The organism is Streptomyces sp. NPDC127117 (genome assembly GCF_042677325.1).
Lineage (GTDB): Bacteria > Actinomycetota > Actinomycetes > Streptomycetales > Streptomycetaceae > Streptomyces.
Genome location: NZ_JBHXTM010000061.1, coordinates 20,684 through 43,190, shown reverse-complemented (window position 1 = coordinate 43,190; position 22,507 = coordinate 20,684). Strand labels below are relative to the sequence as shown.

The following is a 22,507-nucleotide window of genomic DNA, read 5'->3' as shown; positions in this document are numbered from 1 at the left end:
GGGTGTTGTTGATGTGTTGGGGGTTTTTTTTTGTGCTTGTTTTTTTGTTGGGTTTGCGGGGTGGGGGGGCGGGCCCCCGGGGGGGCCCCGGGGCCACACCGGTGGGGCCATTCGGCGCTGACCGTGGCGACGTGCGACGATGTGCGGCATGTCGCAGCAGCCCCCCGATCGGAGTACCGCCTCACCTCCCGCGCGTCCCGACGCGTCCATGTCGCTGCTGACCACTGTGATGGACCACAGCCTGGACGACGGATACGCCGAGGCGTCGGCGCGTCGCAAGGCCGACGGAAGCGCGGGCCTGCCCCGTACGCTCAAGTCCAAGCTCGGTTTCGCCGCATGTCTGGTGCTGGCCGCTCTCGTCGTCACGCTCGGGGCCGCGGAGGCACGTGTCTCGGCGCCGGTCCTCGCCAAGGAGCGCCAGGAGCTGATCGATCGCATCGACGACGAGACCGCGGCGGCCGACAGCCTTGAGGCGCAGGTGGACAAGCTCCGGGGCGACGTGGGCAGGCGCCAGCGCAAGGCGCTGGAGAAACACGGTGGGGACCAGGGGGAGCGGGTGGCACTGCTCGCCGGGGCGACCCCGGTCGAGGGGCCCGGCGTGAAGCTCGTCATCGACGACGCCAAGGACACCGACCAGGGCGGGGGCGGGCCGAGGGAGAGCAGCGGGTTCTCCGATACCGGACGCGTCCGCGACCGGGACCTCCAGCGCGTCGTCAACGGGCTGTGGCAGTCCGGCGCCGAGGCGATCGCGATCAATGGGCAGCGTCTTACGGCCCTGTCGGCGATCCGCGCGGCGGGCGACGCCATACTGGTCGACAACAGGCCGCTCGTCCCGCCGTACACGGTGTTGGCGGTGGGGAACGGGAAACAACTCGGCACCGCGTTCCAGGACAGTGCCGACGGCCAGTATCTTCAGGCGCTCAAGGACACCTTCGACATCCGGACGAGCTTGTCCGTGCAGCAGAAGCTGAGTCTTCCGGTCGCGCCGAGCCTGATCGTACGTACAGCAGAGCCTTATAAGGCCGCAGACACCGGCAGTGGTGCGGCAGACACAGGGAAGGGCACATCGTGATCGCCGTACTGGGCCTCGTCGTGGGAGTCGTGGTCGGACTGTTGGTCCGGCCCGAGGTGCCGGCGGTGGTCGAGCCCTATCTCCCGATCGCCGTCGTGGCCGCTCTCGACGCAGTCTTCGGTGGACTGCGCGCCATGCTCGACGGAATCTTTGTCGACAAGGTGTTCGTCGTGTCGTTCCTTTCGAACGTCGTGGTGGCCGCGCTGATCGTGTTCCTGGGCGACAAGCTGGGCGTGGGGGCGCAGCTGTCCACCGGTGTGGTGGTCGTGCTCGGGATCCGGATCTTCTCCAACGCCGCGGCCATCCGCCGGCACGTCTTCCGGGCCTGACGCCGATGAGCAACGAAGAACTTCCCGACGGGACAGAGCACGCCGGAGAACGGGCGGCAGGCTCCACCACGGAGCTCACCGGCCGTCAGCGGCTGGTCGCCGGACTCTGGCCGCCACGGGTGACGCGGGCTCAGCTCATCGTCGCGGTACTGCTGTTCGTACTCGGTCTCGGACTGGCCATCCAGGTGCGGTCCAACAGCGACAACAGCGCGCTGCGGGGCGCCCGCCAGGAGGACCTGGTGCGGATCCTCGACGAGCTGGACGACCGGACCCAGCGGCTGGAGGACGAGAAGCAACGGCTGGACGCTCAGCGCACGGAGCTGGAGAACAGCTCGGACCAGGCTGAGGAGGCGCGTAAGCAGACGGTGGAGAAGGAACGGCAACTCGGCGTTCTCGCGGGCACCGTGGCCGCCCACGGGCCCGGGATCACGCTCACTGTCAATGACCCCGGTGACGGGGTGAAGGCGGACATGCTGCTCGACGCGCTCCAGGAGCTGCGGGCGGCGGGCGCCGAGGCGATCGAGGTCAACGGGGTGCGTGTGGTGGCCAATACGTACTTCTCCGGTGATGGCGGCAACGTCAGGGTTGACGGCCGTAAGATCACCGCGCCGTACGTCTTCGAGGTGATCGGCAAGCCCCAGGATCTGGAGCCGGCGCTGAACATCCCCGGCGGCGTGGTGCAGACGTTGGAGAAGGAGCAGGCCACCGTGCAGGTCCAGCAGGCCGACGACATCGTCGTTGACGCCTTGCGACCGGCGAAGCAGCCTGACTACGCTCGGTCGTCGTCCCCGTGATGCGGCGCCGCGGAAGGGGCGGAGGAGACGGGCGCAAGGTTGCGGGGGGTCGCCGCATCGTATTGGTGGTGCGTGGTGGAAACTGTCGAGTGGATACGGACGTTGTGAGGATGTCCGGGTCGGCAGGTGTGTTCATTCAGGGTTCGTCCTGCCCCACGGGCGGGTCTATTTCGGTCAAGGGGAAGCGCCCGTGAAGTTGTTTGGGAAGTTGTTCGGCAAGAGCGCTCGCGACGAGGCCGCCCGCCATCGCGCGCCGCGCCATGGCCAGGCAGAGGAGCAGGGCACGGAGCGCCCGCTCTTCCGTGATCAGGTGTCGGGTACGGGCAGTGACAATTCGGGAGCATCCGGCGCGTCGTCTGTTGACCCTGCCGGTCCCGGCCGCATAGGTTTCGGAGAATCGTCGACCTCAAGTTCGGGTGGAGAGTTCGCCCCCAGGCAGGAGGGTTCGTCCATGCCGGTCTGTACGAGGTGCGGGCATCGCAATGCCGAGGCCAGTCGTTTCTGCTCCAACTGCGGCGCGCCGCTGAGGGGCGGGATTCCCGAGCGTGCCTCGGAGACGACCTCGACCATCTCCATCTCCGGCCTTGAGGCATACGAGGCGGAGGCCACCGGGCAGACGGCGGTGCCGTCCCTCTCGCCCGAGGCCCAGGCGGCTGTCGATGCCCTTCCGCTCGGCTCGGCGCTCCTGGTGGTGCGTCGTGGTCCGAATTCGGGCAGTCGCTTCCTGCTGGACAGCGAGCTGACCACGGCCGGCCGTCACCCGCAGAGCGACATCTTCCTCGACGACGTGACGGTGTCGCGGCGGCACGTGGAGTTCCGCAGGAGCCCCGACGGCAGCTTCACGGTCGGGGACGTGGGCAGCCTGAACGGCACCTACGTCAACCGTGAGCGCATCGACTCCGTCGCCCTGTCCAACGGCGACGAAGTGCAGATCGGCAAGTACCGGCTGGTCTTCTACGCGAGCCAGCGCGGAATCTGACCCGTCAGGGAAGGTCCATGCTGAGAACACCGACGGGCGGTGCCGTGGCCGGCACCGCCCCCGCCGACGACCGCCCGATGAGCATCGGCACGGTGCTCCTGCGGCTGCGGGAGGAGTTCCCCGAGGTCACGATCTCCAAGATTCGCTTCCTGGAGGCCGAAGGGCTCGTCGAGCCGCAGCGGACCCCTTCCGGCTATCGCAAGTTCCGCGGCGCCGATGTGGAGCGGCTGGCGCAGGTGCTGCGTATGCAGCGGGATCACTACCTCCCGCTGAAGGTCATCCGTGAGCATCTGGATGCCCTCGCCCGCGGTGAACAGGCCGCCCTGCCTTCCGGGGGCGGCCCGAGGGACCTCACCGACGGCGTCTGGGACGCGGAGCCCGGACGGGCCACCGCGGCCCGGATCGGCCGCGCCGAGCTGCTGGCGGCCGCCGAGGTCACCGAGAGCGACCTCGATGAGTGGGAGTCGTACGGCCTGGTGGTTCCGACCGCCGAGGGCGGTTACGACGCCGAGATGGTCACCGTGGCCAAGCTTGTGGCGGATCTGGGCAGGTTCGGTCTGGAGCCGCGTCACCTGCGTGCCATGCGAGCGGCTGCGGATCGCGAGGTCGGGCTCATCGAGCAGGTGGTCGCACCCTTGCGGCGGCACCGGAATCCGCAGACCAGGGCCCATGCGGAGGCCACGACGAAAGAGCTCGCGGAGCTGTCGGTGAGGCTTCATTCGGCCCTTGTCCAGAGCGCCCTGCACGTCCGGCTCCACTGATCGCGCCGGTGCCCGACTACCCAAACCTGCCGGGCACGTCCTAGGGTTGCTGTGTGAACGAGCTCGACGTTGTGGGTGTCCGGGTGGAAATGCCCTCCAACCAACCGATCGTGCTCCTGCGTGAAGTGGGAGGCGACCGGTACCTCCCCATTTGGATCGGTCCTGGTGAGGCGACCGCGATCGCCTTCGCCCAGCAGGGCATGGCTCCGGCCAGGCCGCTGACCCATGATCTCTTCAAGGATGTGCTCGAGGCCGTCGGCCAGGAGCTCACCGAGGTCCGCATCACGGATCTGCGCGAAGGGGTCTTCTACGCGGAGCTGGTCTTCGCCAGCGGGGTCGAGGTGAGCGCGCGGCCGTCCGACGCCATAGCGCTCGCATTGCGCACCGGAACGCCGATCTACGGCAGTGACGGGGTGCTCGACGACGCCGGCATCGCCATCCCGGACGAGCAGGAGGATGAGGTGGAGAAATTCCGAGAGTTTCTCGATCAGATCTCCCCGGAGGATTTCGGCACCAACAGTCAATGACCGTTCTTCGGGGTCGCCGCCAGCGCATCCGGCAAGCCTTTCCCGCTCAGGAGACACGGGAAACCACCCTCAGGGTGATTATCACTCGGCGTGCCGAGTGTGGCGATCGTTGACGCACCCCGAGTGACTGCCTACCTTCGAGATGGCAGGTCAAGGACGGAGGTCGGCGTGAGAAGCAGCGGCGACGGTACGGCAGCGGGTGGGCCGTATCCGCAGCAGGGGAGTACAGCCGACCACACCATCATGCAACCGGTTCAACCGGCGGCGGTGGCGGGGGACGAAGTGGCATCGGCCAACGACATCGGCTACCGCGGGCCGACCGCCTGCGCGGCTGCCGGGATCACCTACCGGCAGCTCGACTACTGGGCGCGTACGGGCCTTGTGGAGCCGAGTGTGCGTCCGGCGTACGGCTCCGGGACACAGCGGCTCTACAGCTTCCGGGACGTCGTCCTGCTGAAGATCGTGAAGCGTTTCCTGGACACCGGTGTGGCGCTCCAGAACATCCGCACCACGGTCCAGCATCTGCGGGCCCGCGGCTTCCAGGACCTTGAGCGGATGACGCTGATGAGCGACGGGGCGACGGTCTACGAGTGCTCCTCGCCCGACGAGGTCGTCAGCCTGCTCCAGGGCGGCCAGGGGGTCTTCGGCATCGCGGTGGGTGTGGTGTGGCAGGACGTCGACGTGGCCCTCTCGCAGCTGCACGGCGAGCGCGTCGACACCGGCGAGACCCTCATCGGGAACAACCCCACCGATGAGCTGGCGCGGCGGCGCAATCGCGCCGGCTGACGCGGCCGACGGTTCGGGCGCGGCGATTGTCAGTGCCGTAGGGCAGCATCGATTGATGTGAGAGCCGCGCCCACCATCCTGCATCTGGACATGGATGCCTTCTACGCCTCTGCGGAGCAGGCGGCGAAGCCCAGCCTGCGCGGCAAGCCGGTGGTGGTGGGCGGGCTCGGCCCGCGCGGAGTGGTCGCCACCGCTTCGTACGAGGCGCGTCGCTTCGGGGTGCACTCCGCGATGCCCACGGCGCAGGCGCGGCGGCTGGCGCCCAACGCGGCCTATCTGGTGCCGCGCTTCCAGCTGTACAGGACCGTGAGCGACCAGGTGATGGAGCTGCTGGCACGGCTCTCCCCGCTGGTGGAGCCCCTCAGCCTGGACGAGGCCTTCGTGGATCTGGAGGCCGGGGGGACGGCCGATGACACGGCTTCGGCGCTGGAGATCGGTGAGCAGCTGCGTACGGCCATCAAGGTGGTCACCGGGCTCACCGGATCGGTCGGGCTCGCCGGTTCCAAGATGCTGGCCAAGATCGCCTCGGAGGAGGCGAAGCCGAACGGCCTGCTGCTCATAGAGCCGGGCACGGAGCGGGAGCTGCTGGCGCCCATGTCGGTGCGGATCCTCCCCGGTGTCGGGCCGGCGACGGCGGATCATCTGCGCCGTGCCGGAATGACGACGGTCGACGACCTGGTCGAGGCGGGTGAGGACGAGCTGGTACGGCTGCTGGGGAAGGCGCACGGCGGTTCGCTGCACCGGATGGCGTTCGGGTACGACGACCGGCCGGTGGTCGCGGAGCGGGACGCCAAGTCGGTGTCGGTCGAGGACACCTTCGACGCCGACCTCCATGACCGGGTGCGGATCAGGACGGAGGTCGAGCGGCTGGCCGACCGGTGCGTACAGCGGCTGCGGGGCGCGGGGCGGTCCGGGCGCACCGTTGTGCTGAAGGTGCGTCGGTACGACTTCTCGACGCTCACGAGGTCCGAGACGCTCCGTGGGCCCACGGACGACCCCGCGGTGGTCCGTGAGGCCTCCGCACGGCTCCTGGAGGCCGTGGACACCACCGGGGGCGTCCGGCTCCTCGGAGTGGGCGTGACGGGGCTTGCCGACTACACGCAGGAGGACCTCTTCGCCCAGGCCGCCGGTGAGCGCACCGCGGCCGAGGAAGCAGCCAGGGAATCAGCCGAGGAGCCGGCAGCGGGGACGGCAGCGGCTGGGGACGCGGCGGCCGAGCCGCCGGGCGATCCCCGGGCGGAGGTCCCGGAGACCGCCGAGCAGCGCGCGGCCCGCCGCTGGCCCGCCGGACACGACGTACACCATGAGGCATACGGCCACGGCTGGGTGCAGGGCAGCGGCGTCGGACGGGTGACCGTGCGGTTCGAGGAGCCCTGGTCACCGCCCGGCCGGGTGCGTACGTTCCGGATCGACGACCCGGAACTCCGGCCCGCCGACCCGCTGCCCCTGGTACGCGACCCGGTGGACTACTCGTCCTGGCCGGCCAGCCTGCCGAAGTCCCTGTCCGGGCCGGTCTCCTCGGGCGCGAAGTCCAGACCGTAGTGCCGGTAGAGCTGGAGCTCCTGCTCCGGCGAGAGATGGCGGCCGACACCGAAGTCCGGCGCGTCCTTGATCAGGGCACGGTCGAAGGGGATGCGGAGCGTGTCCTCCACGAATTCGCTGGGTTCCAGCGGGACGAACGCGTCCCGGCTGAAGAGTCCGGTACGTACGGCCGCCCACTCGGGCACACCGGTCGCGTCGTCGAGATACACCTCGTCCACGGTTCCGATCTTGGTGCCCTTGCGGTCGAACGCCTTGCGGCCGATCAGGCTGCGCGGATCGATGTCGGTCTGCACGGTCCCTCCCACTGGTCGCGGCTACTCCACAAGCACTACAAAAAGCCAGATCCGGGTGGTTGGCCACTCGAGAAATCAGCCACGAACCCCGCTGGTAGGCTGGTCATGGCTGCTGACCCCGTGCGGGAGAGTCCTCCGGAGCTGATCCGAAGGCGCCGAAGGAGCAAATCCTCCCCGGAATCTCTCAGGCCCCCGTACCGCACGGACGAGGTCACTCTGGAAAGCAGGACGGGTTTCGTGCGGCCGAGTGCCGGTGCGAGTCCCTTCCTCACCGACGGTGAAAGCCGGTACGCCGCAAGGTGCGCCGGTGAAGCTCTCAGGTTGAGATGACAGAGGGGGAGGCCGTTCGGGCACCCGCGCCGTGGTGCCCCTCGCAGGTCGTGACAGACCAGGAGGCCTCCACCATGACCCCCCGTCGCACTCCGCTCTCCCAGCTGGAGCAGGGCATTCCGTTCGAGCAGCGCCACATCGGACCCGATGCCGAGGCGCAGTCGAAGATGCTCGCCCAGGTCGGTTACGGCTCACTGGACGAACTCACCGCGGCCGCGGTGCCCGATGTCATCAAGAGCACGGAGGCGCTCGGGCTGCCGACCGCGCGCACCGAGGCCGAGGTCCTCGCCGAGCTCCGCGAGCTCGCGGACCGCAACCAGGTGCTGGCCCCGATGATCGGGCTCGGCTATTACGGCACCTTCACCCCGCCGGTGATCCTGCGCAACGTCATGGAGAACCCTGCCTGGTACACGGCCTACACGCCGTACCAGCCGGAGATCTCGCAGGGCCGGCTGGAGGCGCTGCTCAACTTCCAGACGATGGTCGCCGAGCTGACCGGGCTGCCGACCTCCGGCGCCTCGCTGCTCGACGAGGGCACCGCGGCCGCCGAGGCGATGGCGCTCTCCCGGCGCGTCGGCAAGGTGAAGGACGGGGTCTTCCTGGTCGACGCCGACGCCCTGCCGCAGACGATCGCGGTCATCGAGACCCGCGCCGAGCCGACCGGTGTCGAGGTGGTCGTCGCCGACCTGTCCGAGGGCATCCCGGCGGGGATCGCCGAGCGCGGTGTCTTCGGCGTGCTGGTGCAGTACCCGGGCGCCTCCGGAGCCGTCCGGGACATCAAGCCCGTCATCGAGCGGGCCCACGAGCTGGGTGCGATCGTCACGGTCGCCGCCGACCTGCTCGCCCTGACCCTGCTCACCTCGCCCGGTGACCTGGGCGCGGACATCGCGGTCGGCACCACGCAGCGCTTCGGCGTGCCGATGGGCTTCGGCGGACCGCACGCCGGGTTCATGGCCGTACGCGAGAAGTTCGCCCGCAGCCTTCCCGGCCGCCTCGTCGGTGTCTCCGTCGACGCGGACGGCAACAAGGCCTACCGGCTGGCCCTGCAGACCCGCGAGCAGCACATCCGCCGCGAGAAGGCCACCAGCAACATCTGTACCGCCCAGGTGCTGCTCGCCGTCATGGCCGGAATGTACGCGGTGTACCACGGCCCGGACGGGCTGCGGACGATCGCCCGGCGCACCCACCGCTACGCGGCGATCCTGGCCGAGGGCCTGCGCGCCGCCGGGGTCGACGTCGTGACCGGCGCCTTCTTCGACACCGTCACCGTGCGCGTCCCGGGCAAGGCCGCCGAGACCGTCGCCGCCGCCCGCGAGCGCGGGGTCAACCTGCGGCTCGTCGACGCCGACCTGGTCTCCGTCGCCTGCGACGAGACCACCACCCGTACCCAGATCGCCGCCGTCTGGGCCGCCTTCGGTGCCGACGGAGACATAGAGGCGCTGGACGCCACCGTCGCCGACACGCTGCACGAGGGGCTGCTGCGCACTGACGAGATCCTGACCCACCCGGTCTTCCACCAGCACCGCTCCGAGACCGCGATGCTGCGCTACCTGCGCAAGCTCGCCGACCGCGACTACGCGCTGGACCGCGGCATGATCCCGCTCGGCTCCTGCACCATGAAGCTGAACGCGACCACGGAGATGGAGTCGATCACCTGGCCCGAGTTCGGCGCGCTGCACCCCTTCGCGCCGGCCGATCAGGCGCAGGGCTTCCTCACCCTCATCCGCGAGCTGGAGGAGCGCCTCGCCGAGGTCACCGGGTACGACGCGGTCTCCATCCAGCCGAACGCGGGCTCGCAGGGCGAATTCGCCGGTCTCCTGGCCGTACGCGCGTACCACCGGGCCAACGGTGACGAGCAGCGCACCGTCTGCCTCATCCCGTCCTCCGCGCACGGCACCAACGCGGCCAGCGCCGTCATGGCCGGCATGAAGGTCGTCGTGGTCAAGACCGCCGACGACGGCGAGGTGGACATCGAGGACCTCCGCGCCAAGATCGAGAAGCACCGCGACGAGCTCGCCGTGCTCATGATCACGTACCCGTCGACGCACGGAGTGTTCGAGGAGCACGTCGCCGACATCTGCGCCGAGGTGCACGACGCCGGCGGTCAGGTGTACGTCGACGGAGCCAACCTCAACGCGCTGGTGGGCCTCGCCAAGCCGGGCCGGTTCGGCGGCGACGTCTCGCACCTGAACCTGCACAAGACCTTCTGCATCCCGCACGGCGGCGGCGGCCCCGGCGTCGGCCCGGTCGGTGTGCGCGCGCACCTCGCGCCGTACCTGCCCAACCACCCGCTGCAGCCCGCAGCCGGCCCCGAGACCGGTGTCGGACCGATCTCGGCCGCTCCGTGGGGCTCGGCCGGCATTCTCCCGATCTCCTGGGCGTACGTACGTCTGATGGGTGGCGAGGGCCTCAAGCGCGCGACGCAGGTCGCCGTGCTCGCCGCCAACTACATCGCCAAGCGTCTGGAGCCGCACTACCCGATCCTGTACAACGGCCCGGCCGGTCTGGTCGCGCACGAGTGCATCGTGGACCTGCGGCCGATCTCCAAGGCCACCGGCGTCAGCGTCGACGACATCGCCAAGCGTCTGATCGACTACGGCTTCCACTCGCCGACCATGTCGTTCCCGGTCGCCGGGACGCTGATGATCGAGCCGACCGAGAGCGAGAACCTCGCTGAGCTCGACCGGTTCTGCGACACGATGATCGCCATTCGCGGCGAGGTCGAGAAGGTGGCCTCCGGCGAGTGGAGCGCGGACGACAACCCGCTGCACAACGCTCCGCACACCGCCGCGATGCTGGGCGGGGAGTGGAAGCACGAGTACAGCCGTGAGGTGGCGGTCTTCCCGGCCGGCGTCTCGGCCGCCGACAAGTACTGGCCGCCGGTGCGCCGGATCGACGGCGCCTTCGGTGACCGCAACCTCGTCTGCTCCTGCCCGCCGCTGGACGAGTACGTCGACTGAGCCATGAGTGCGGGGGAGTGACGCGGACATGCGTCGGGGCCGGTTCGGAGATTTCTCCGGGCCGGCCCCAGCTCGTACCGGCCGTGGTCAGGCGGCCTTCATCGCCCGGTCGGTTCTCACGGGCCGGTGCGGTGCGATGATCCGGCCGTCCGGGAGCAGCTCGCCGGTGTCCTCGAAGAGCAGGACCCCGTTGCACAGCAGGCTCCAGCCCTGTTCCGGGTGGTGGGCCGTCAGACGGGCGGCTTCCCGGTCGGCTGAGTCGGCGGTCGGGCATGGTGGCTGGTGCTGGCACATGGCTGGGTTCTTTCGCTGCGTTGTAGTGAATGTCCTGCGGCTGGATGAGGTGTTCATGGCCGCCCCCCGTATCGATCGGTCCGGTCCCAGTGTTGCCCCACGGGCGTCAATCCGCAGGGATTTCGCAGCAGCACTTGTCTTTACCCGGAGGACGCATCACCCGCGCGGACGGTTCACCGCAATTGCACTGTCACTTCGGGTGGTTCGGGGTGGCCGGACCGGGCTAGTCCGGACGGGCATCGAAGTGCGCCCCCCCCAGCACTGTGCCCCGCCACCAGGGACGGTGACGGGGCACGGCGTTCTCGTACGGAGTACAGCGATCTCGTACGGGGGTGTGGTTCTCAGGCCGGTGATCCGAGCAGGGGACCGGGGCCGGGGGTGATGCGCAGCGTCATCACACGGAGCAGATCGGCGACCCGGTGCGGACGATGCGCCGCGATGCCCGGTGGGGCGGGGGCCAGCGGAACCAGGAGATCGGCCGGGGCGAGCGCACCGCCGGCGGCGTCGGCCTCGGCGTCGGCGTGCAGCCACAGTGCGAGCATGTAGAGCTCCGGGATGGACAGCAGCCGTGGCTGATAGTGCGTGGTGACCGTCTCGGCCTGGCGCAGGGCGAGTTCGGTCGAGGCGATGTAGGGGCCCTCGAAGAAGTGCGAGAAGGCCCAGCCGTCCGGAGTGAGCATGGTGTCCGCCGCGGCGACGGGCTGCTCCGCGTTGCGGATCAGGAACCGCCACGCGGCGAGCCGGGTGGCGGGAGCGAGCCCGCCCGGCCCGATCCGGTCCAGTACATGGACGGGGAGCGGGAGTTCGGGGCTCAGCGGTCCCTCGGCGGATCGGAGAGCTGGGGTGCGGGCCTCGCGGACTGCGGTGGGTGAGCCGAGTGCCGCGAGAACGCTGCGGAGAGCGGGCGCGGGAGCCGGGGGAACATGCAGCGGCATAGTGGGTCGCCTCTCACTTCGGAGACACGGTGGTGCGTGGGCGGGTGCAGACGGCGCTGTCGGCATGCGGGGCCAGAGGAGGCCGGTGACTGGGCCGGTGCGTCAACTCTCTGCCTCGTCCGCGGAGTTTATACGACACGTGTTCACGCGGTGATTCCACTAGCCGTCGCAGCTATTGCCGACAAGGCGGTATCGAGACTTTATTATGCGGAGAATCTGCTGATTTTGCGTCAGCGGCGCAGCCGCCGCCTGGGATTTTTCCCCGGCCGCGGACGGCCGAAACGCGACGGTGTATTCACCATGTGCCCGGATGGGAAACCCGTGCTGCGTCATGCCCATGGAATGTGCCTCGGGCGGGCGCACTCAGATTACTGGGTCCGTGGCGTTCACGGGAGCGTTATGGATCACCCGGCCTGGGCATTATCGATCGTGACGCGAGCGGCCTGGGCCGCGGGCCGCGACTTGAGGGAGGGACGCTCCGATGGGGGAGAAGGTCGTGGCGGGCGCCTTTGACCTGTCCGATCGGCAGGGGTACCGGAGGAAGCTCCACCAGTGCCTGGAGGGGCTGGAGCGGCTGCTGGCGGAGCGGAGGTTCGACCGGCCGCGCAACCTCATGGGCGTGGAGATCGAGCTGAATCTCGCGGGCGCCGACGGCATGCCGAAGATGATGAATGGGGAGGTCCTCCCGCGCATCGCGAGCCGTGATTTCCAGATGGAACTCGGGATGTTCAATTTGGAAGTGAACATAGTTCCACACCGGCTGGACGGGCGAGTTTTCGACCAGTTGGCCGAAGAGCTCAGGACCGGGCTCGGATATGCCCACCGGAAGGCGGGCGAGGTGGCTGCCGGGATCATGATGATCGGTATTCTGCCCACCCTGCGCCGCGAGGACCTCGTCGCGGCGAACCTCTCGGACGCGGACCGCTACACCCTGCTCAACGATCAAATCGTGGCCGCCCGGGGCGAGGATTTCTCCCTCGATATCCAGGGCGTGGAGCGACTGGTGTCCACCTCCGCCTCGATCACTCCCGAGGCCGCCTGCACCTCGGTGCAGCTCCATCTTCAGGTGACACCGGCGCGGTTCGCCGCCGTGTGGAACGCGGCCCAGGCCGTCGCCGGGGTCCAGATCGCGCTGGGCGCCAACTCGCCGTTCCTGTTCGGCCGGGAGCTGTGGCGGGAGTCGCGGCCGCCGCTCTTCCAGCAGGCCACCGACACCCGCCCGCCCGAACTCCAGAACCAGGGAGTGCGGCCGAGGACCTGGTTCGGTGAGCGGTGGATCGGCTCGGCGTACGAGCTCTTCGAGGAGAACCTGCGCTACTTCCCGCCGCTGCTCCCGATCTGCGACGAGGAGGAGCCGCTGCGGGTTCTGGACGAGGGCGGTGTGCCGCGGCTGCAGGAACTGGTGCTCCACAACGGCACGGTCTACCGCTGGAACCGGCCCGTGTACGGGCTGGCCGACGGCGTACCCCATCTGCGGGTGGAGAACCGGGTCCTGCCCGCCGGACCCACGGTCACCGACCTGATCGCCAACGCGGCGCTGTACTACGGGCTCGTACGGGCGCTGGCGGAGGAGTCCCGTCCGGTGTGGACCCGGCTGCCGTTCGCCGCGGCGGCGGAGAACTTCGACACCGCGTGCCGACTGGGTATCGACGCGGAGCTGATCTGGCCACGCCCCGGCCGTGCGGGCGGGCTAACCCGGGTGCCCGCCGTCAAGCTCGTACGGGACGAGCTGCTGCCGCTGGCCGCGGCGGGACTCGATGCCTGGAACATCGAGCCCGCGGACCGCGACCGATACCTCGGGGTCATCGAGGAGCGCTGCAAGCGACGGGTGAACGGGGCGTCCTGGCAGGCCGACACCTACCACCGAGCACGCGAGGCCGGGCTCGACCGGCACGAGGCACTGGCCGCGACGACCCGGCGCTACGCCGAGCTGATGCACAGCGGGGAGCCGGTGCACAGCTGGCCGCTGGGAGCGCCTCCCAAGCCGTGAGGCCGGGGCGGGGGCGTCGCCCCGGGTCGGGGTTGGGCCAGGGGCCGAGTCGGGTTCGGGGTTGGGCCGGGGGCGTCGCCCCGGTTCGGGGTTCGGCCGGGGTCGGAGTCGGGTTCGGGGTTCGGCTCGGGACCCGGGCCCGGGCCCGGACCCGGGGGCGAGCCGTGTTCGGGCTTCGGACCGGCCGTGTCCGGGGGCTACTCCTGTACGGCGTGGCTGCTCTGGCCGGCCGTCATGATCGCCTGCAGGATCACCACCTGGATCTCGGCCGGGTCGATGACCTGGTAGCCACCGCCGCCGGTCACCTTCGCTATCTCGTTGACCTCCTCGCGGTCGGCCTCGGGACCGACCGCGATGGCGAGTATCGGCACCGGACGCTCCGGATCGGCGATCCGCTTCAGTTCCGCGATCAGGGCACTGCGGGAGATGGAGAGGCTGTCCTGGTTCGATCCGTCGGTGAGGATCACGACCGCGTTGAACTTGCCCTTCACATAGGTCGCCTGGGCGTCCTTGTAGGCGGCCAGCATGGTGTCGTAGAGACCGGTCGCGCCGCCCGGTACGGGCTTCAGAGCCGCGAAGGCCGCGGAGAGCTTCTCGCGGTGGGTGCCGCCGCCCTTCGCCGGATCGCCCAGCCGGGCGGCAGGCATCAGCTTGCGGTAGTCCTTGTCGCCGTCGAGCGTGGTGGCGAACTCCCAGAGCCCGATCTCGTCGTTCGGGGTGAACTGGTTGAGGGCCTGGATCAGGGACGCCTTGGTGACGTCCATCCGGGACTGATTGCGCCCCGGGACGATCGTGGCCATGGACCCCGAGGCGTCGACGACCGTGGTCAGCCGGGCGCTCTGCACCGTGATCGTCCACATGCCGAGGGTCTGCTGGAGCGCCTCGGCGGTCGGTGCGGCGGCGGCGGTGGCGTACGGCTGGGGCTTCTTGCCACCCGCCGCAGCGACCACCGACTCACCGGCCGTGCCGTCCACGTTCCTGAAGCCGTGCTTCTCCAGCGTGGCCTGCGAAGCGGGCTCGTCCAGCAGTGTCATGAACCGCAGTGCCGCGCGACTCTCGGGCGTGCTCATGCTGGTCTCGTCGACCAGTGTGTACGGGTAGTTGAGAAGCGGCGTGCCGTCCTCGGGATAGAACAGGTCGAGCTTTCCGTCGCCCGTCGACTCCGCGTTGTGGGCGAACGCGGCCTGTTCGGAGAGGAGCACTGCCTGGTTGTGCTCCGGGTTGCCCTGTTCGGCGCCCGAATCGCCCTGCGCCAGCGTCTCCAGCACCTGGGTGTCACCGTCCGACATGCGCTGCGCGAGCAGCTTGGCGGTCGCCGCGACCCTGGTGTCGCTGTCCCCGCCCTGCTTCTCGGAGGACGCGCCGATGCCGGCGAGCGCCAGCAGGCCGGTGGCGCTGCGCGCCGGGTCCGCCGAGCCGAGGCGCACCTTGTCCGACTCCATGGCCGCGGCCGTCAACTCCGCCCAGGAGTACTTCTTCTTCGGCCAGCCGAGGCTCTTGGCCGCGGACGGCACCATGGCCAGGGTCACGGGGGAGGACGCGATGGAGTCGCCCGGGGTGATCGGGACGCCGTCACCGGAGCCCTTGGCCCGGTCGAGCCAGAGGTCGGAATCGGGCAGCCAGACCTGGAAGTCCGGAGAACGGGTGCTGCTGGAGAGGGTTTCGGCGACCTTGTACGAGTCGCGGGAGACCACCTTCACGTACAGACAGCGACCGTCGGACCGCACCTCGTCCTTGCGCGCCTGGTCGGCGATGGCGCGAACGGCGGGGGCGATGTCCGGGGAGGTCATCACGGACAGACGTACGGCCGAGTCCTCGCAGCTCTTCGAGAACGACAGCAGGCCGCCCTGCACCGCTACGGCCGTTCCCGCCGCCACGGCGAGAACGAGCATGGTCGCGATCGCGACGGTACGCCGACGGCGCGGCGGCGATCCGTCCCCGCTTCCGTCTCCGGCGTAGTCGTCGGGCAAGCTGTGACGTCCCATGTCGGTGGTGCCCCTCCTTGAGGATGAACAAGGAAAAGGGGGACCACACCATCGGCAATGGTGGTTGTCCCCCGGCCTGTCGCGCATGATCTTCGTACCTGCATTCGAGACCCTAGCCGAGGGGGAGCAGGATGGGGCGTGAATGCACAACTCAAGGCAGGTGTACAGGTGGAGGCGGGGCTTATGGCTGATTCTTACCCCCAAGAGGCATTGTCGCGACGGATCCTGCGGTCCGAAACGGTCCTCGTGCTGGCTCTCTCGTTGGGTGCCAGCGGGGTGTCTGCCCTGATCAGTTTTGTCGGATCACTGACGAAACCAGGGGGATTGAAGGATCAGGCGGCGACGCTCAACAGCTCGTACGCCCCGGGGCGCCCATGGCTGGATCTCGCCTGGCAACTCTTCGGTATCACCACGGCCCTGGTGCCGGTCGCCCTGGTCGCGCATCTGCTGATCAGGGAAGGCACCGGCCTGCGGGCCATCGGCTTCGACCGCACCAGGCCGTGGCCGGACCTCGGCCGGGGCACATTGGTCGCGGCGGGCATCGGCAGCGCCGGCCTGGCCTTCTACCTGGTGGCGAGGGCCGCCGGATTCAATCTGACCGTGGTCCCGGAGTCACTGCCCGATGTGTGGTGGAAATACCCGGTGCTGATCCTGTCCGCGATCCAGAACTCCGTGGTGGAGGAAGTGATCGTTGTCGGTTATCTGCTGCGCAGACTGGGGCAGTTGGGGTGGACGCCGCTGGCGGCGCTCGCCGCCAGTTGGGTGCTGCGCGGCTCGTACCACCTGTACCAGGGGATCGGCGGATTCATCGGGAACATGGTGATGGGCGTCGTCTTTGTACTGCTGTACCGGCGTTGGGGACGGGTCGGGCCGCTGGTCGCGGCGCACGCGCTGCTGGATATCGGGGCGTTCGTCGGGTATGCGCTGCTGGCGGGGAAGGTGGACTGGCTGCCCACGCCGTGAGGGCCCCGGGCGCGGGGCAGGGGAGAGGGAGGGGAATATGGGGAGTGTTGGAGTGCTTCGTCCGCATGCCTCCCCCTCGCATCCTTGTCCGAGACGTCAGAGCGACGTGAGCAGTTCGCCGTCGATGACCGTCACGGCGTCGCCGGTCAGCAGCGTACGGTCGCCGCGCAGCGAGGTCCGTACCAGGCCGGAACGGGCGGAGGCCTGCAGTCCGGTCAGTTCGTCACGGCCGAGGCGGGCCGACCAGAAGGGCGCCAGCGCGGTGTGGGCGCTTCCGGTCACCGGGTCCTCGTCGATCCCGACGCGCGGGAAGAAGCCGCGCGAGACGAAGTCGTAGCCGCCGGCCGGGTCCTCCGCGGCCGCCGTGACGATGACGCCCCGCCGGGAGACGTCGGCCAGCCTGGCGATATCGGGGGTCAGCCCCCGTACGGTCGCCTCGTCGGACAGTTCGACGAGCAGATCGCCGATGTGCGGGCCGGTGTCCTGGACGGAGAGCGGCTCCGCGCCCAGCGCGGCGGCCAGCCCGGCCGGGGTGGCCTCGGGCGTCAGCGGGGACGTGGGGAAGTCGAGGGTGATCGCGCCGTCCGGGCGGGCGGTCGCGGTGAGGATCCCGCACCGGGCCGCGAAGCGCACGGTGCCGGTCGCCGTCCCGGTGGTGTGCAGGACGTGTGCGGTGGCGAGGGTGGCATGCCCGCACATGTCGACCTCGGTGGTCGGGGTGAACCAGCGAAGCGCCCAGTCGGCCTCGCCGCCCGGGGGCAGCGGGTGGGCGAAGGCGGTCTCGGAGAGGTTCACTTCCATGGCGATCCGCTGGAGGCGATCGTCGTCCGCGAAGGTGCCGGAATCCAGGATCAGGACTCCCGCCGGGTTGCCGGTGAAGGGGCGGTCGGTGAACGTGTCGACGATTCGAATCCTCATGACGCGACCATATGCAGGGCGCGGAGCCGTACGCCAAGGCCAATTCCGTGTCGTTGGACCTCTGCGCCGCTGGCCGGAACACCGGTCCGGAGTCGCGCGTCCCCGTCGACGTCCCGGACGATATCGGCGTACCCCGCATACGAGTCCGTGCGCGGTTCGGGGATGGCCGGCGGGTGCTGGTGAGGTGGTACGCGGGCGACCGCGCCGAGGTGCTTGCCCGAGCTCGCGGCACCTCACTACCGTGCCGATGTGGATCTCTTCTCACGCTCCTGGACGGCGTTGCGCGCGGCGGTCGCCGAACTGCCGGAGGAGGACTTCGCGCGACCGTCCGGCTGCGCCGGCTGGTTGGTGCGGGACCTGGTGTGTCATCTGGTCATCGATGCCCAGGACGTCCTGATCACCCTCGTGACGCCCGCCGAGGCGGAAGCGACCCGCGACGCACTGACCTACTGGAACGTCTCGGCAACGCCGCCGACCGGCGACGACCCGCTGGATGCGCTGATCGTCCGGCTGGCCGCCGCGTACGAGGAGCCCCGCCTGCTCAAGTTCCACCTCGACGACGTCGGCGCCGCCGCAGGCCGCGCTGCCGTACTCGCCGATCCGGGGCTCCGGGTCGGCACCCGTGATGTGATCCTCACCGCGGGCGACTACCTCGGCGCGTACGTCCTGGAGTGGACGCTGCACCACCTCGACCTCGTCGCCCACGTTCCGGGCGCGGCCGGACCGCCCGCGGAGGGGCTCGCCCGGTCGCGCGAGATGCTGGAGGGGATCGCCGGGGCGGAGTTCCCCGCGTCGTTCTCCGACACGGACGCGTTGCTGGTCGGGACGGGACGGCGTTCCCCGACCGACTCGGAGAACGCGGAACTGGGCGAGCGGACCGCGAAGTTCCCGCTCTTCCTCGGCTGATGGGCTCGACGGCCGAATCACATGTCCCCGGCCGGACCGAAACCTCCGGGCCTTGAACGCTCCGGCCGCCGCAGGGCGGCCGAGGGGCAGGTCGAGCGGTACGTCGATGGCATGGCGGCCCCTGGACCGGATCCGGGAAGCCCCCTGTCTCCAATGCGCTACCCGGCGGTGATCTGCGGGCCCGTCCGCAGCATGGGGGAGCGGCATGGGCACCGTACCGGGATTCGCTCCCGTCACCGAGCACGAGAAAACCCGAGCCGCGCTGCGTGCTGTGGTCCCGCGACTGGTTCGGCTGCTGCGCGGCGTACCCGATCCGAATGCGTCCCGCGGTGTGCCGCTGTGGACGGTGGGCGATGTCGGCGCGCATCTCGCGGCCGTGTATCTCGCGTACTGCTCCGTCGTCACCGCAGAGGAGTCGGTGGAGCATTCCGTGGAGTGGGATTCGGTCCTGCCGCAGAGGGACGCGACGTTCACCGAACGGATCGCGGCCATGAACGCCAAGTCCATCGAACTCCTCGGCGGCGACGTACACATCCGTGCCGGTGACGTCATCGCCGAGCGCGGCGAGATGTTCCTGCGGGCCACCGAGGGCCTCGACCCGGACACCCCCGTCCCCGCGCCCTGGTACGGGCAGGGGCGACGATCACGTTGGCGACGGTGACCGGTCCGATGCTCAGCGAGAGCCTGGTGCACGGCCTGGACATCGCGCGTGGCACCGAGCATTTGTGGCCGACAGGCCCGGACGAGGCGCGCCCGGTGCTCGGACAGTCGATGCCGACCATGATGGCGCCGGCTCCGGACACGGCCGAGGCGCAAGGCGTCAGCATCGCGTTCGACCTGAGGATCAAGGGCGGTCCGCGGCCGGCGGCCGTCGTCGAGGACGGGACGATGACGGTGACCCGCGATGCCCCGCCGCGCGCGTACGACTGCACGATCACGGCGGCGCCGACCACGTTCCTGCTGGTCTCGTTCCGGCGCACGCGATCTGGAAGGCGATCGCACGCGGCCACCCGCGGGTCGGCGGCCGTCGGCCGTGGCTCGCCATGCGGCTCGGCGGACTCGTCGCCAGTCCCTGACTTGATCGCCGGCCCCCGACCCGAGGATGAGTCCGCTCCGTGGGACTTCGTCGGCAAGATCGTCATGCCGTTGAGTACGGGTGCCGGCTCGGCCCGTGCGGTGGGCCGCGCCTGGATGATTCGGCGGACGGCCGGTGTGCCGCGGAACCCTGTCGCAGAACGGCGGATCTCCGCGGCAGCCATCTGCCCCGTCGACAGCCCATGAGGCGCGCTCGGCCACGCGTCGGACGTGACGTTCGCGGGCCGCGATGCCGGCTGCGCTCTCCGGATCGTCGGTGCCGTACCCCCATGCCTCCAGCGCGCCCAGGACGCGGTTCCGGATGTGGCGGTCAGTGCTGGTGGCCAGTAGACGGCGGGCGTGGCCGAGCAGTTGCCCGCGGTGCCGGGGGAGGGCGGGGTGCTCCGAGAGGGTTATGGCGGCGACCAGGGCCGCGTTGCGTACGCCCTCGTTGTCGTGGCCGAGGAGAGCGGCGGACGGCGGAGAACATCGCCGGGCGTAGGTCCCGGAACGCGCGCATCTCCCCGTACTCCTGGAGAAAGTCCGCGCCGCAATGGCGTTCTCCCATGGCGACGCACTCGTCGTCGGCGTCGTAGGCGGTGCTGCCGAGCCAGTCGAGCAGCTTCACGAGAGTCGGGTGACTCGGTGGCACGGTGGTGGCGTCGTGGCCGAAGTTGCCCGCGGAGATGGCCGGGTGGCCGAGGACGGAGGCGACGTAGAGCGCTACGGGGACGGTGGCTTCGTAGATGGTGTTCTGGTGGGTCACTTCCCTCAGCGCGTCCGAGGCGGCGGCTTCCCTGACGGCCGGGTCGGGGGCGAGGAGCCGCTCCAGGGCCGCCGGCAGGGACTCGCCCGTACCGCGCACGGTGGCGAGCGACGCCCAATCCGTTCCGTCCAGGACCATTTGATGGTGGGGCAGTCCGTCGGGGCGAGGATCGTCTGTCTGCCCGGGGCTTTCGGGCACAGGCGGAGGCCACAGCGGCGTCGAACGGGCATTGGGCGTGGTGTCATCCGTGGAGCAGGACGCGCTTTCGCGGGAGATCGAACCGGCCGCGGTCGAATATCTGACGCTTGATCATCTCCATGCGATTCGTGTGCCGGGCAGGCCGGAGAAAAGGGCGCCGGTGCCCTCTTCCGGGCGGCTAGTGCTCTGACCACGCAGGTTCGCCGGGTTGGGCGTCCGAGCGGTTGGATGAGCGGTGACGTCCGATCCGACCGCTGGAGGCGCGGTTGCCGAGCCCGTCCGTGTGCGCAGACTGACCGACCAGGAGGGGCAGAAGCTGCAGCAGATCGTGCGCCGGGGCAGCACCAATTCGGTGCGTTACCGGCACGCGATGATGTTGCTGGCCTCGGCTGGCGGGAACCGGGTGCCGGTGATCGCGAAGTTGGTGCAGGCCGACGAGGACACGGTCCGGGACGTGATCCACCGGTTCAACGAGATCGGTCTGGCCTGCTTGGACCCTCGGTGGGCGGGAGGCCGTCCCCGCCTGCTCAGTCCTGGCGACGAGGTCTTCGTCGTCCAGACGGCCACCACCCGACCGACCAAGCTCGGGCAGCCCTTCCCCCGCTGGTCCATCCGCAAACTCGCCGCCTACCTGCGCCGGGTACACGGCCGCGTGATCCGGATCGGCCGCGAGGCGTTACGATGCCTGCTCACCTGCCGCGGCGTCACCTTCCAGCGCACCAGGACCTGGAAGGAATCCCCCGATCCCGAGCGCGAGGCCAAGCTTGACCGGATCGAGCACGTGCTGGAGTACTTCCCGGACCGGGTGTTTGCGTTCGACGAGTTCGGCCCGCTCGGCATCCGCCCCGCCGCCGGAGCCGGCTGGGCCCGCGCCCGCCATCCCGAACGTCATCCCGCGACCTACCACCGCACCCACGGCGTCCGGTACTTCCACGGCTGCTACTCCGTCGGTGACGACACCCTGTGGGGCGTCAACCGCAGAAAGAAGGGTGCCGCGAACACCCTGGCCGCCCTGAAGTCGATCCGCGCGGCCCGCCCGGACGGCGCCCCGATCTACGTCATCCTGGACAACCTCTCCGCTCACAAGGGCGAGACCATCCGGCGCTGGGCGAAGAAGAACCGGGTCGAGCTGTGCTTCACCCCGACCTACGCCTCCTGGGCCAACCCGATCGAGGCCCACTTCGGACCATTGCGGCAGATCACCATCGCCAACTCCCACCACCGCAACCACACCGTCCAGACTCGCATCCTGCACGCCTACCTGCGGTGGCGCAACGCGAACACCCGCCACCCCGACGTCCTGGCCGCCCAACGACGCGAACGCGCTCGCGTCCGCAGCGAGAAAGGCATCCGCTGGGGTGGACGTCCCGCCGTCGTGTGACTGATCAGTCCGGCAAGGTCGGGTCGGTCAGTTGCACGGGCCAATCTCTTTCTGACCGTAGAGGGCAGCGGCCTCTCCCGTGATCAAGGCCCAGTAGCGGTCCCCGAACGACCAGTGCCACCACTCCGTGGGGTAGTTCACCAGCCCCACAGCCGTGAGCGCAGTGCCCAGCAGCTTCCGGTTGGCGCGGGCCTCCTCGCTGATGTTGGCGGCATGGGTGTAGCAGGCGCCCTCGCTCTCTTCCGGGTCCGCGTTCATGCGCGTGCCCAGGTCCAGTTCGTGCCCGTTGGCGTCGGCCAGAGTGAGGTCGACAGCTGCGCCAGCGCTGTGCGGAGCGATGTCGGGTGGTGACACATACCGGCTCGCTGCCGAGTGGACCTGCTCGGTGGACCAATCGAGGTGGGCGGCTCGCAGCTGTTCGGCGTACTCCTCGAAGTACTCCCGCTGAAGAGAAGGAGGCCGGTACCCCTCAACGAACAGCAGCCGCAAGCCCTGCGGAAGCAATGTCTGGGCCTTGACCAGCCGTTCCAGCACGCCTTCCCGCAGGTACGCGAAGGCGTCTGCCGGGTCCTGCTCGCGCGTGTCGACCAACAGCGAATGGCCTCGGCGGACGTCCATAAGACGTTCACCGCACTCAGCAACAGGTATGGCAGCGATCTTCGGGTCCGACATCAACACGATCTCAGTCATGACGCGATCATCCCGCATGACTCACCCCGGCGAA

23 protein-coding genes and 1 riboswitch are annotated in these 22,507 nt (G+C 69.5%); of the genes, 16 read left to right on the top strand and 7 right to left on the bottom strand.

Annotation, left to right across the window (positions count from 1 at the left end; translation table 11 throughout):
* Positions 1 to 148 precede the first annotated feature (148 nt).
* The 8 genes from ACFVH0_RS34660 to ACFVH0_RS34625 all read left to right on the top strand — a co-directional run bounded on the left by ACFVH0_RS34660 (position 149) and on the right by ACFVH0_RS34625 (position 6,790).
* A complete protein-coding gene (locus ACFVH0_RS34660) occupies positions 149 to 1,072 on the top strand; it encodes a DUF881 domain-containing protein (protein ID WP_385826793.1) in 924 nt (307 codons plus the stop codon).
* Positions 1,069 to 1,401 (top strand): small basic family protein, encoded by a 333-nt coding sequence (locus tag ACFVH0_RS34655; protein ID WP_003970459.1) that lies wholly within the window; start codon positions 1,069 to 1,071, stop codon positions 1,399 to 1,401. Before ACFVH0_RS34660 ends, ACFVH0_RS34655 begins: the two co-directional genes overlap by 4 nt.
* Before the next feature lie 5 nt (positions 1,402 to 1,406).
* On the top strand, positions 1,407 to 2,195 hold the full coding sequence (locus tag ACFVH0_RS34650; RefSeq protein WP_385826791.1) for a DUF881 domain-containing protein: 789 nt from the start codon (positions 1,407 to 1,409) through the stop codon (positions 2,193 to 2,195).
* A gap of 190 nt (positions 2,196 to 2,385) precedes the next feature.
* Complete coding sequence (locus ACFVH0_RS34645) at positions 2,386 to 3,174, top strand: FHA domain-containing protein (protein ID WP_385826789.1); 789 nt, start codon at positions 2,386 to 2,388, stop codon at positions 3,172 to 3,174.
* Between the two features lie 17 nt (positions 3,175 to 3,191).
* Positions 3,192 to 3,935, top strand: a complete 744-nt coding sequence (locus ACFVH0_RS34640) for a MerR family transcriptional regulator (protein ID WP_385826787.1) — start codon at positions 3,192 to 3,194, stop codon at positions 3,933 to 3,935.
* 53 nt (positions 3,936 to 3,988) lie between these two features.
* Positions 3,989 to 4,462 carry a bifunctional nuclease family protein gene (locus tag ACFVH0_RS34635; RefSeq protein WP_006123076.1) on the top strand — a complete coding sequence of 158 codons (474 nt, stop codon included), beginning with the start codon at positions 3,989 to 3,991 and terminating at the stop codon, positions 4,460 to 4,462.
* A gap of 168 nt (positions 4,463 to 4,630) precedes the next feature.
* On the top strand, positions 4,631 to 5,248 hold the full coding sequence (locus ACFVH0_RS34630) for a MerR family transcriptional regulator (protein WP_385826785.1): 618 nt from the start codon (positions 4,631 to 4,633) through the stop codon (positions 5,246 to 5,248).
* A gap of 57 nt (positions 5,249 to 5,305) precedes the next feature.
* Positions 5,306 to 6,790 carry a DNA polymerase IV gene (locus tag ACFVH0_RS34625; RefSeq protein WP_385826783.1) on the top strand — a complete coding sequence of 495 codons (1,485 nt, stop codon included), beginning with the start codon at positions 5,306 to 5,308 and terminating at the stop codon, positions 6,788 to 6,790.
* Here the strand turns inward: ACFVH0_RS34625 and ACFVH0_RS34620 are convergent.
* Positions 6,715 to 7,083 carry a PRC-barrel domain-containing protein gene (locus ACFVH0_RS34620; protein WP_385826781.1) on the bottom strand — a complete coding sequence of 123 codons (369 nt, stop codon included), beginning with the start codon at positions 7,081 to 7,083 and terminating at the stop codon, positions 6,715 to 6,717. The genes ACFVH0_RS34625 and ACFVH0_RS34620 overlap by 76 nt on opposite strands.
* A gap of 113 nt (positions 7,084 to 7,196) precedes the next feature.
* A riboswitch (glycine riboswitch) is annotated at positions 7,197 to 7,293 on the top strand.
* A 194-nt stretch (positions 7,294 to 7,487) separates the two neighbouring features.
* On the opposite strand from ACFVH0_RS34620, the gene gcvP reads away from it, so the two are divergent.
* Complete coding sequence (gene gcvP, locus ACFVH0_RS34615; protein ID WP_385826779.1) at positions 7,488 to 10,373, top strand: aminomethyl-transferring glycine dehydrogenase; 2,886 nt, start codon at positions 7,488 to 7,490, stop codon at positions 10,371 to 10,373.
* An 87-nt stretch (positions 10,374 to 10,460) separates the two neighbouring features.
* On the opposite strand, the gene ACFVH0_RS34610 is transcribed toward gcvP, so the two are convergent.
* Together ACFVH0_RS34610 and ACFVH0_RS34605 are read right to left on the bottom strand one after the other, a co-directional pair.
* Positions 10,461 to 10,667 (bottom strand): DUF5999 family protein, encoded by a 207-nt coding sequence (locus ACFVH0_RS34610; protein WP_385826776.1) that lies wholly within the window; start codon positions 10,665 to 10,667, stop codon positions 10,461 to 10,463.
* Between the two features lie 341 nt (positions 10,668 to 11,008).
* The gene (locus ACFVH0_RS34605; RefSeq protein WP_385826774.1) at positions 11,009 to 11,602 is read right to left on the bottom strand and encodes a hypothetical protein; all 594 of its coding nucleotides are present in this window, start codon (positions 11,600 to 11,602) and stop codon (positions 11,009 to 11,011) included.
* A 481-nt stretch (positions 11,603 to 12,083) separates the two neighbouring features.
* Between ACFVH0_RS34605 and ACFVH0_RS34600 the strand changes: the two genes are divergently transcribed.
* The gene (locus ACFVH0_RS34600; protein WP_385826772.1) at positions 12,084 to 13,592 is read left to right on the top strand and encodes a glutamate-cysteine ligase family protein; all 1,509 of its coding nucleotides are present in this window, start codon (positions 12,084 to 12,086) and stop codon (positions 13,590 to 13,592) included.
* A gap of 197 nt (positions 13,593 to 13,789) precedes the next feature.
* Here ACFVH0_RS34600 and ACFVH0_RS34595 read toward each other — a convergent pair whose 3' ends face one another.
* Positions 13,790 to 15,577 carry a substrate-binding and VWA domain-containing protein gene (locus tag ACFVH0_RS34595; RefSeq protein ID WP_385826770.1) on the bottom strand — a complete coding sequence of 596 codons (1,788 nt, stop codon included), beginning with the start codon at positions 15,575 to 15,577 and terminating at the stop codon, positions 13,790 to 13,792.
* 183 nt (positions 15,578 to 15,760) lie between these two features.
* Between ACFVH0_RS34595 and ACFVH0_RS34590 the strand changes: the two genes are divergently transcribed.
* On the top strand, positions 15,761 to 16,540 hold the full coding sequence (locus ACFVH0_RS34590) for a CPBP family intramembrane glutamic endopeptidase (protein ID WP_385826799.1): 780 nt from the start codon (positions 15,761 to 15,763) through the stop codon (positions 16,538 to 16,540).
* A 96-nt stretch (positions 16,541 to 16,636) separates the two neighbouring features.
* Here the strand turns inward: ACFVH0_RS34590 and ACFVH0_RS34585 are convergent, their stop codons facing one another.
* Positions 16,637 to 17,458 carry a PhzF family phenazine biosynthesis protein gene (locus ACFVH0_RS34585; protein WP_385826768.1) on the bottom strand — a complete coding sequence of 274 codons (822 nt, stop codon included), beginning with the start codon at positions 17,456 to 17,458 and terminating at the stop codon, positions 16,637 to 16,639.
* Positions 17,459 to 17,707: 249 nt separating this feature from the next.
* On the opposite strand from ACFVH0_RS34585, the gene ACFVH0_RS34580 reads away from it, so the two are divergent.
* The 3 genes from ACFVH0_RS34580 (at position 17,708) to ACFVH0_RS34570 (ending at position 19,645) form a co-directional block, all read left to right on the top strand.
* Complete coding sequence (locus tag ACFVH0_RS34580) at positions 17,708 to 18,364, top strand: maleylpyruvate isomerase N-terminal domain-containing protein (protein WP_385826766.1); 657 nt, start codon at positions 17,708 to 17,710, stop codon at positions 18,362 to 18,364.
* 205 nt (positions 18,365 to 18,569) lie between these two features.
* Positions 18,570 to 19,025 (top strand): hypothetical protein, encoded by a 456-nt coding sequence (locus tag ACFVH0_RS34575; protein ID WP_385826764.1) that lies wholly within the window; start codon positions 18,570 to 18,572, stop codon positions 19,023 to 19,025.
* An 8-nt stretch (positions 19,026 to 19,033) separates the two neighbouring features.
* Positions 19,034 to 19,645 (top strand): hypothetical protein, encoded by a 612-nt coding sequence (locus tag ACFVH0_RS34570; RefSeq protein WP_385826763.1) that lies wholly within the window; start codon positions 19,034 to 19,036, stop codon positions 19,643 to 19,645.
* Between the two features lie 124 nt (positions 19,646 to 19,769).
* Here ACFVH0_RS34570 and ACFVH0_RS34565 read toward each other — a convergent pair whose 3' ends face one another.
* Positions 19,770 to 20,342, bottom strand: coding sequence for a hypothetical protein (locus ACFVH0_RS34565; protein WP_385826761.1), 573 nt, complete (start codon positions 20,340 to 20,342; stop codon positions 19,770 to 19,772).
* 109 nt (positions 20,343 to 20,451) lie between these two features.
* Between ACFVH0_RS34565 and ACFVH0_RS34560 the strand changes: the two genes are divergently transcribed.
* Together ACFVH0_RS34560 and ACFVH0_RS34555 are read left to right on the top strand one after the other, a co-directional pair.
* Positions 20,452 to 20,592, top strand: a complete 141-nt coding sequence (locus ACFVH0_RS34560) for a hypothetical protein (RefSeq protein WP_385826759.1) — start codon at positions 20,452 to 20,454, stop codon at positions 20,590 to 20,592.
* A 180-nt stretch (positions 20,593 to 20,772) separates the two neighbouring features.
* On the top strand, positions 20,773 to 21,783 hold the full coding sequence (locus ACFVH0_RS34555; RefSeq protein ID WP_385826797.1) for an IS630 family transposase: 1,011 nt from the start codon (positions 20,773 to 20,775) through the stop codon (positions 21,781 to 21,783).
* A gap of 27 nt (positions 21,784 to 21,810) precedes the next feature.
* Here the strand turns inward: ACFVH0_RS34555 and ACFVH0_RS34550 are convergent, their stop codons facing one another.
* Complete coding sequence (locus tag ACFVH0_RS34550) at positions 21,811 to 22,473, bottom strand: M15 family metallopeptidase (RefSeq protein WP_385826757.1); 663 nt, start codon at positions 22,471 to 22,473, stop codon at positions 21,811 to 21,813.
* Positions 22,474 to 22,507: the final 34 nt, after the last annotated feature.

Coding starts and splice junctions, on each gene's coding strand:
- ACFVH0_RS34660 (WP_385826793.1), top strand. CDS start 149: ATGTCGCAGCAGCCCCCCGATCGGAGTACCGCCTCACCTCCCGCGCGT.
- ACFVH0_RS34650 (WP_385826791.1), top strand. CDS start 1,407: ATGAGCAACGAAGAACTTCCCGACGGGACAGAGCACGCCGGAGAACGG.
- ACFVH0_RS34640 (WP_385826787.1), top strand. CDS start 3,192: ATGCTGAGAACACCGACGGGCGGTGCCGTGGCCGGCACCGCCCCCGCC.
- gcvP (WP_385826779.1), top strand. CDS start 7,488: ATGACCCCCCGTCGCACTCCGCTCTCCCAGCTGGAGCAGGGCATTCCG.
- ACFVH0_RS34610 (WP_385826776.1), bottom strand. CDS start 10,667: ATGTGCCAGCACCAGCCACCATGCCCGACCGCCGACTCAGCCGACCGG.
- ACFVH0_RS34605 (WP_385826774.1), bottom strand. CDS start 11,602: ATGCCGCTGCATGTTCCCCCGGCTCCCGCGCCCGCTCTCCGCAGCGTT.
- ACFVH0_RS34600 (WP_385826772.1), top strand. CDS start 12,084: ATGGGGGAGAAGGTCGTGGCGGGCGCCTTTGACCTGTCCGATCGGCAG.
- ACFVH0_RS34595 (WP_385826770.1), bottom strand. CDS start 15,577: ATGGGACGTCACAGCTTGCCCGACGACTACGCCGGAGACGGAAGCGGG.
- ACFVH0_RS34590 (WP_385826799.1), top strand. CDS start 15,761: ATGGCTGATTCTTACCCCCAAGAGGCATTGTCGCGACGGATCCTGCGG.
- ACFVH0_RS34585 (WP_385826768.1), bottom strand. CDS start 17,458: ATGAGGATTCGAATCGTCGACACGTTCACCGACCGCCCCTTCACCGGC.
- ACFVH0_RS34575 (WP_385826764.1), top strand. CDS start 18,570: ATGGGCACCGTACCGGGATTCGCTCCCGTCACCGAGCACGAGAAAACC.
- ACFVH0_RS34570 (WP_385826763.1), top strand. CDS start 19,034: ATGCTCAGCGAGAGCCTGGTGCACGGCCTGGACATCGCGCGTGGCACC.
- ACFVH0_RS34565 (WP_385826761.1), bottom strand. CDS start 20,342: ATGGTCCTGGACGGAACGGATTGGGCGTCGCTCGCCACCGTGCGCGGT.
- ACFVH0_RS34555 (WP_385826797.1), top strand. CDS start 20,773: ATGATGTTGCTGGCCTCGGCTGGCGGGAACCGGGTGCCGGTGATCGCG.
- ACFVH0_RS34550 (WP_385826757.1), bottom strand. CDS start 22,473: ATGACTGAGATCGTGTTGATGTCGGACCCGAAGATCGCTGCCATACCT.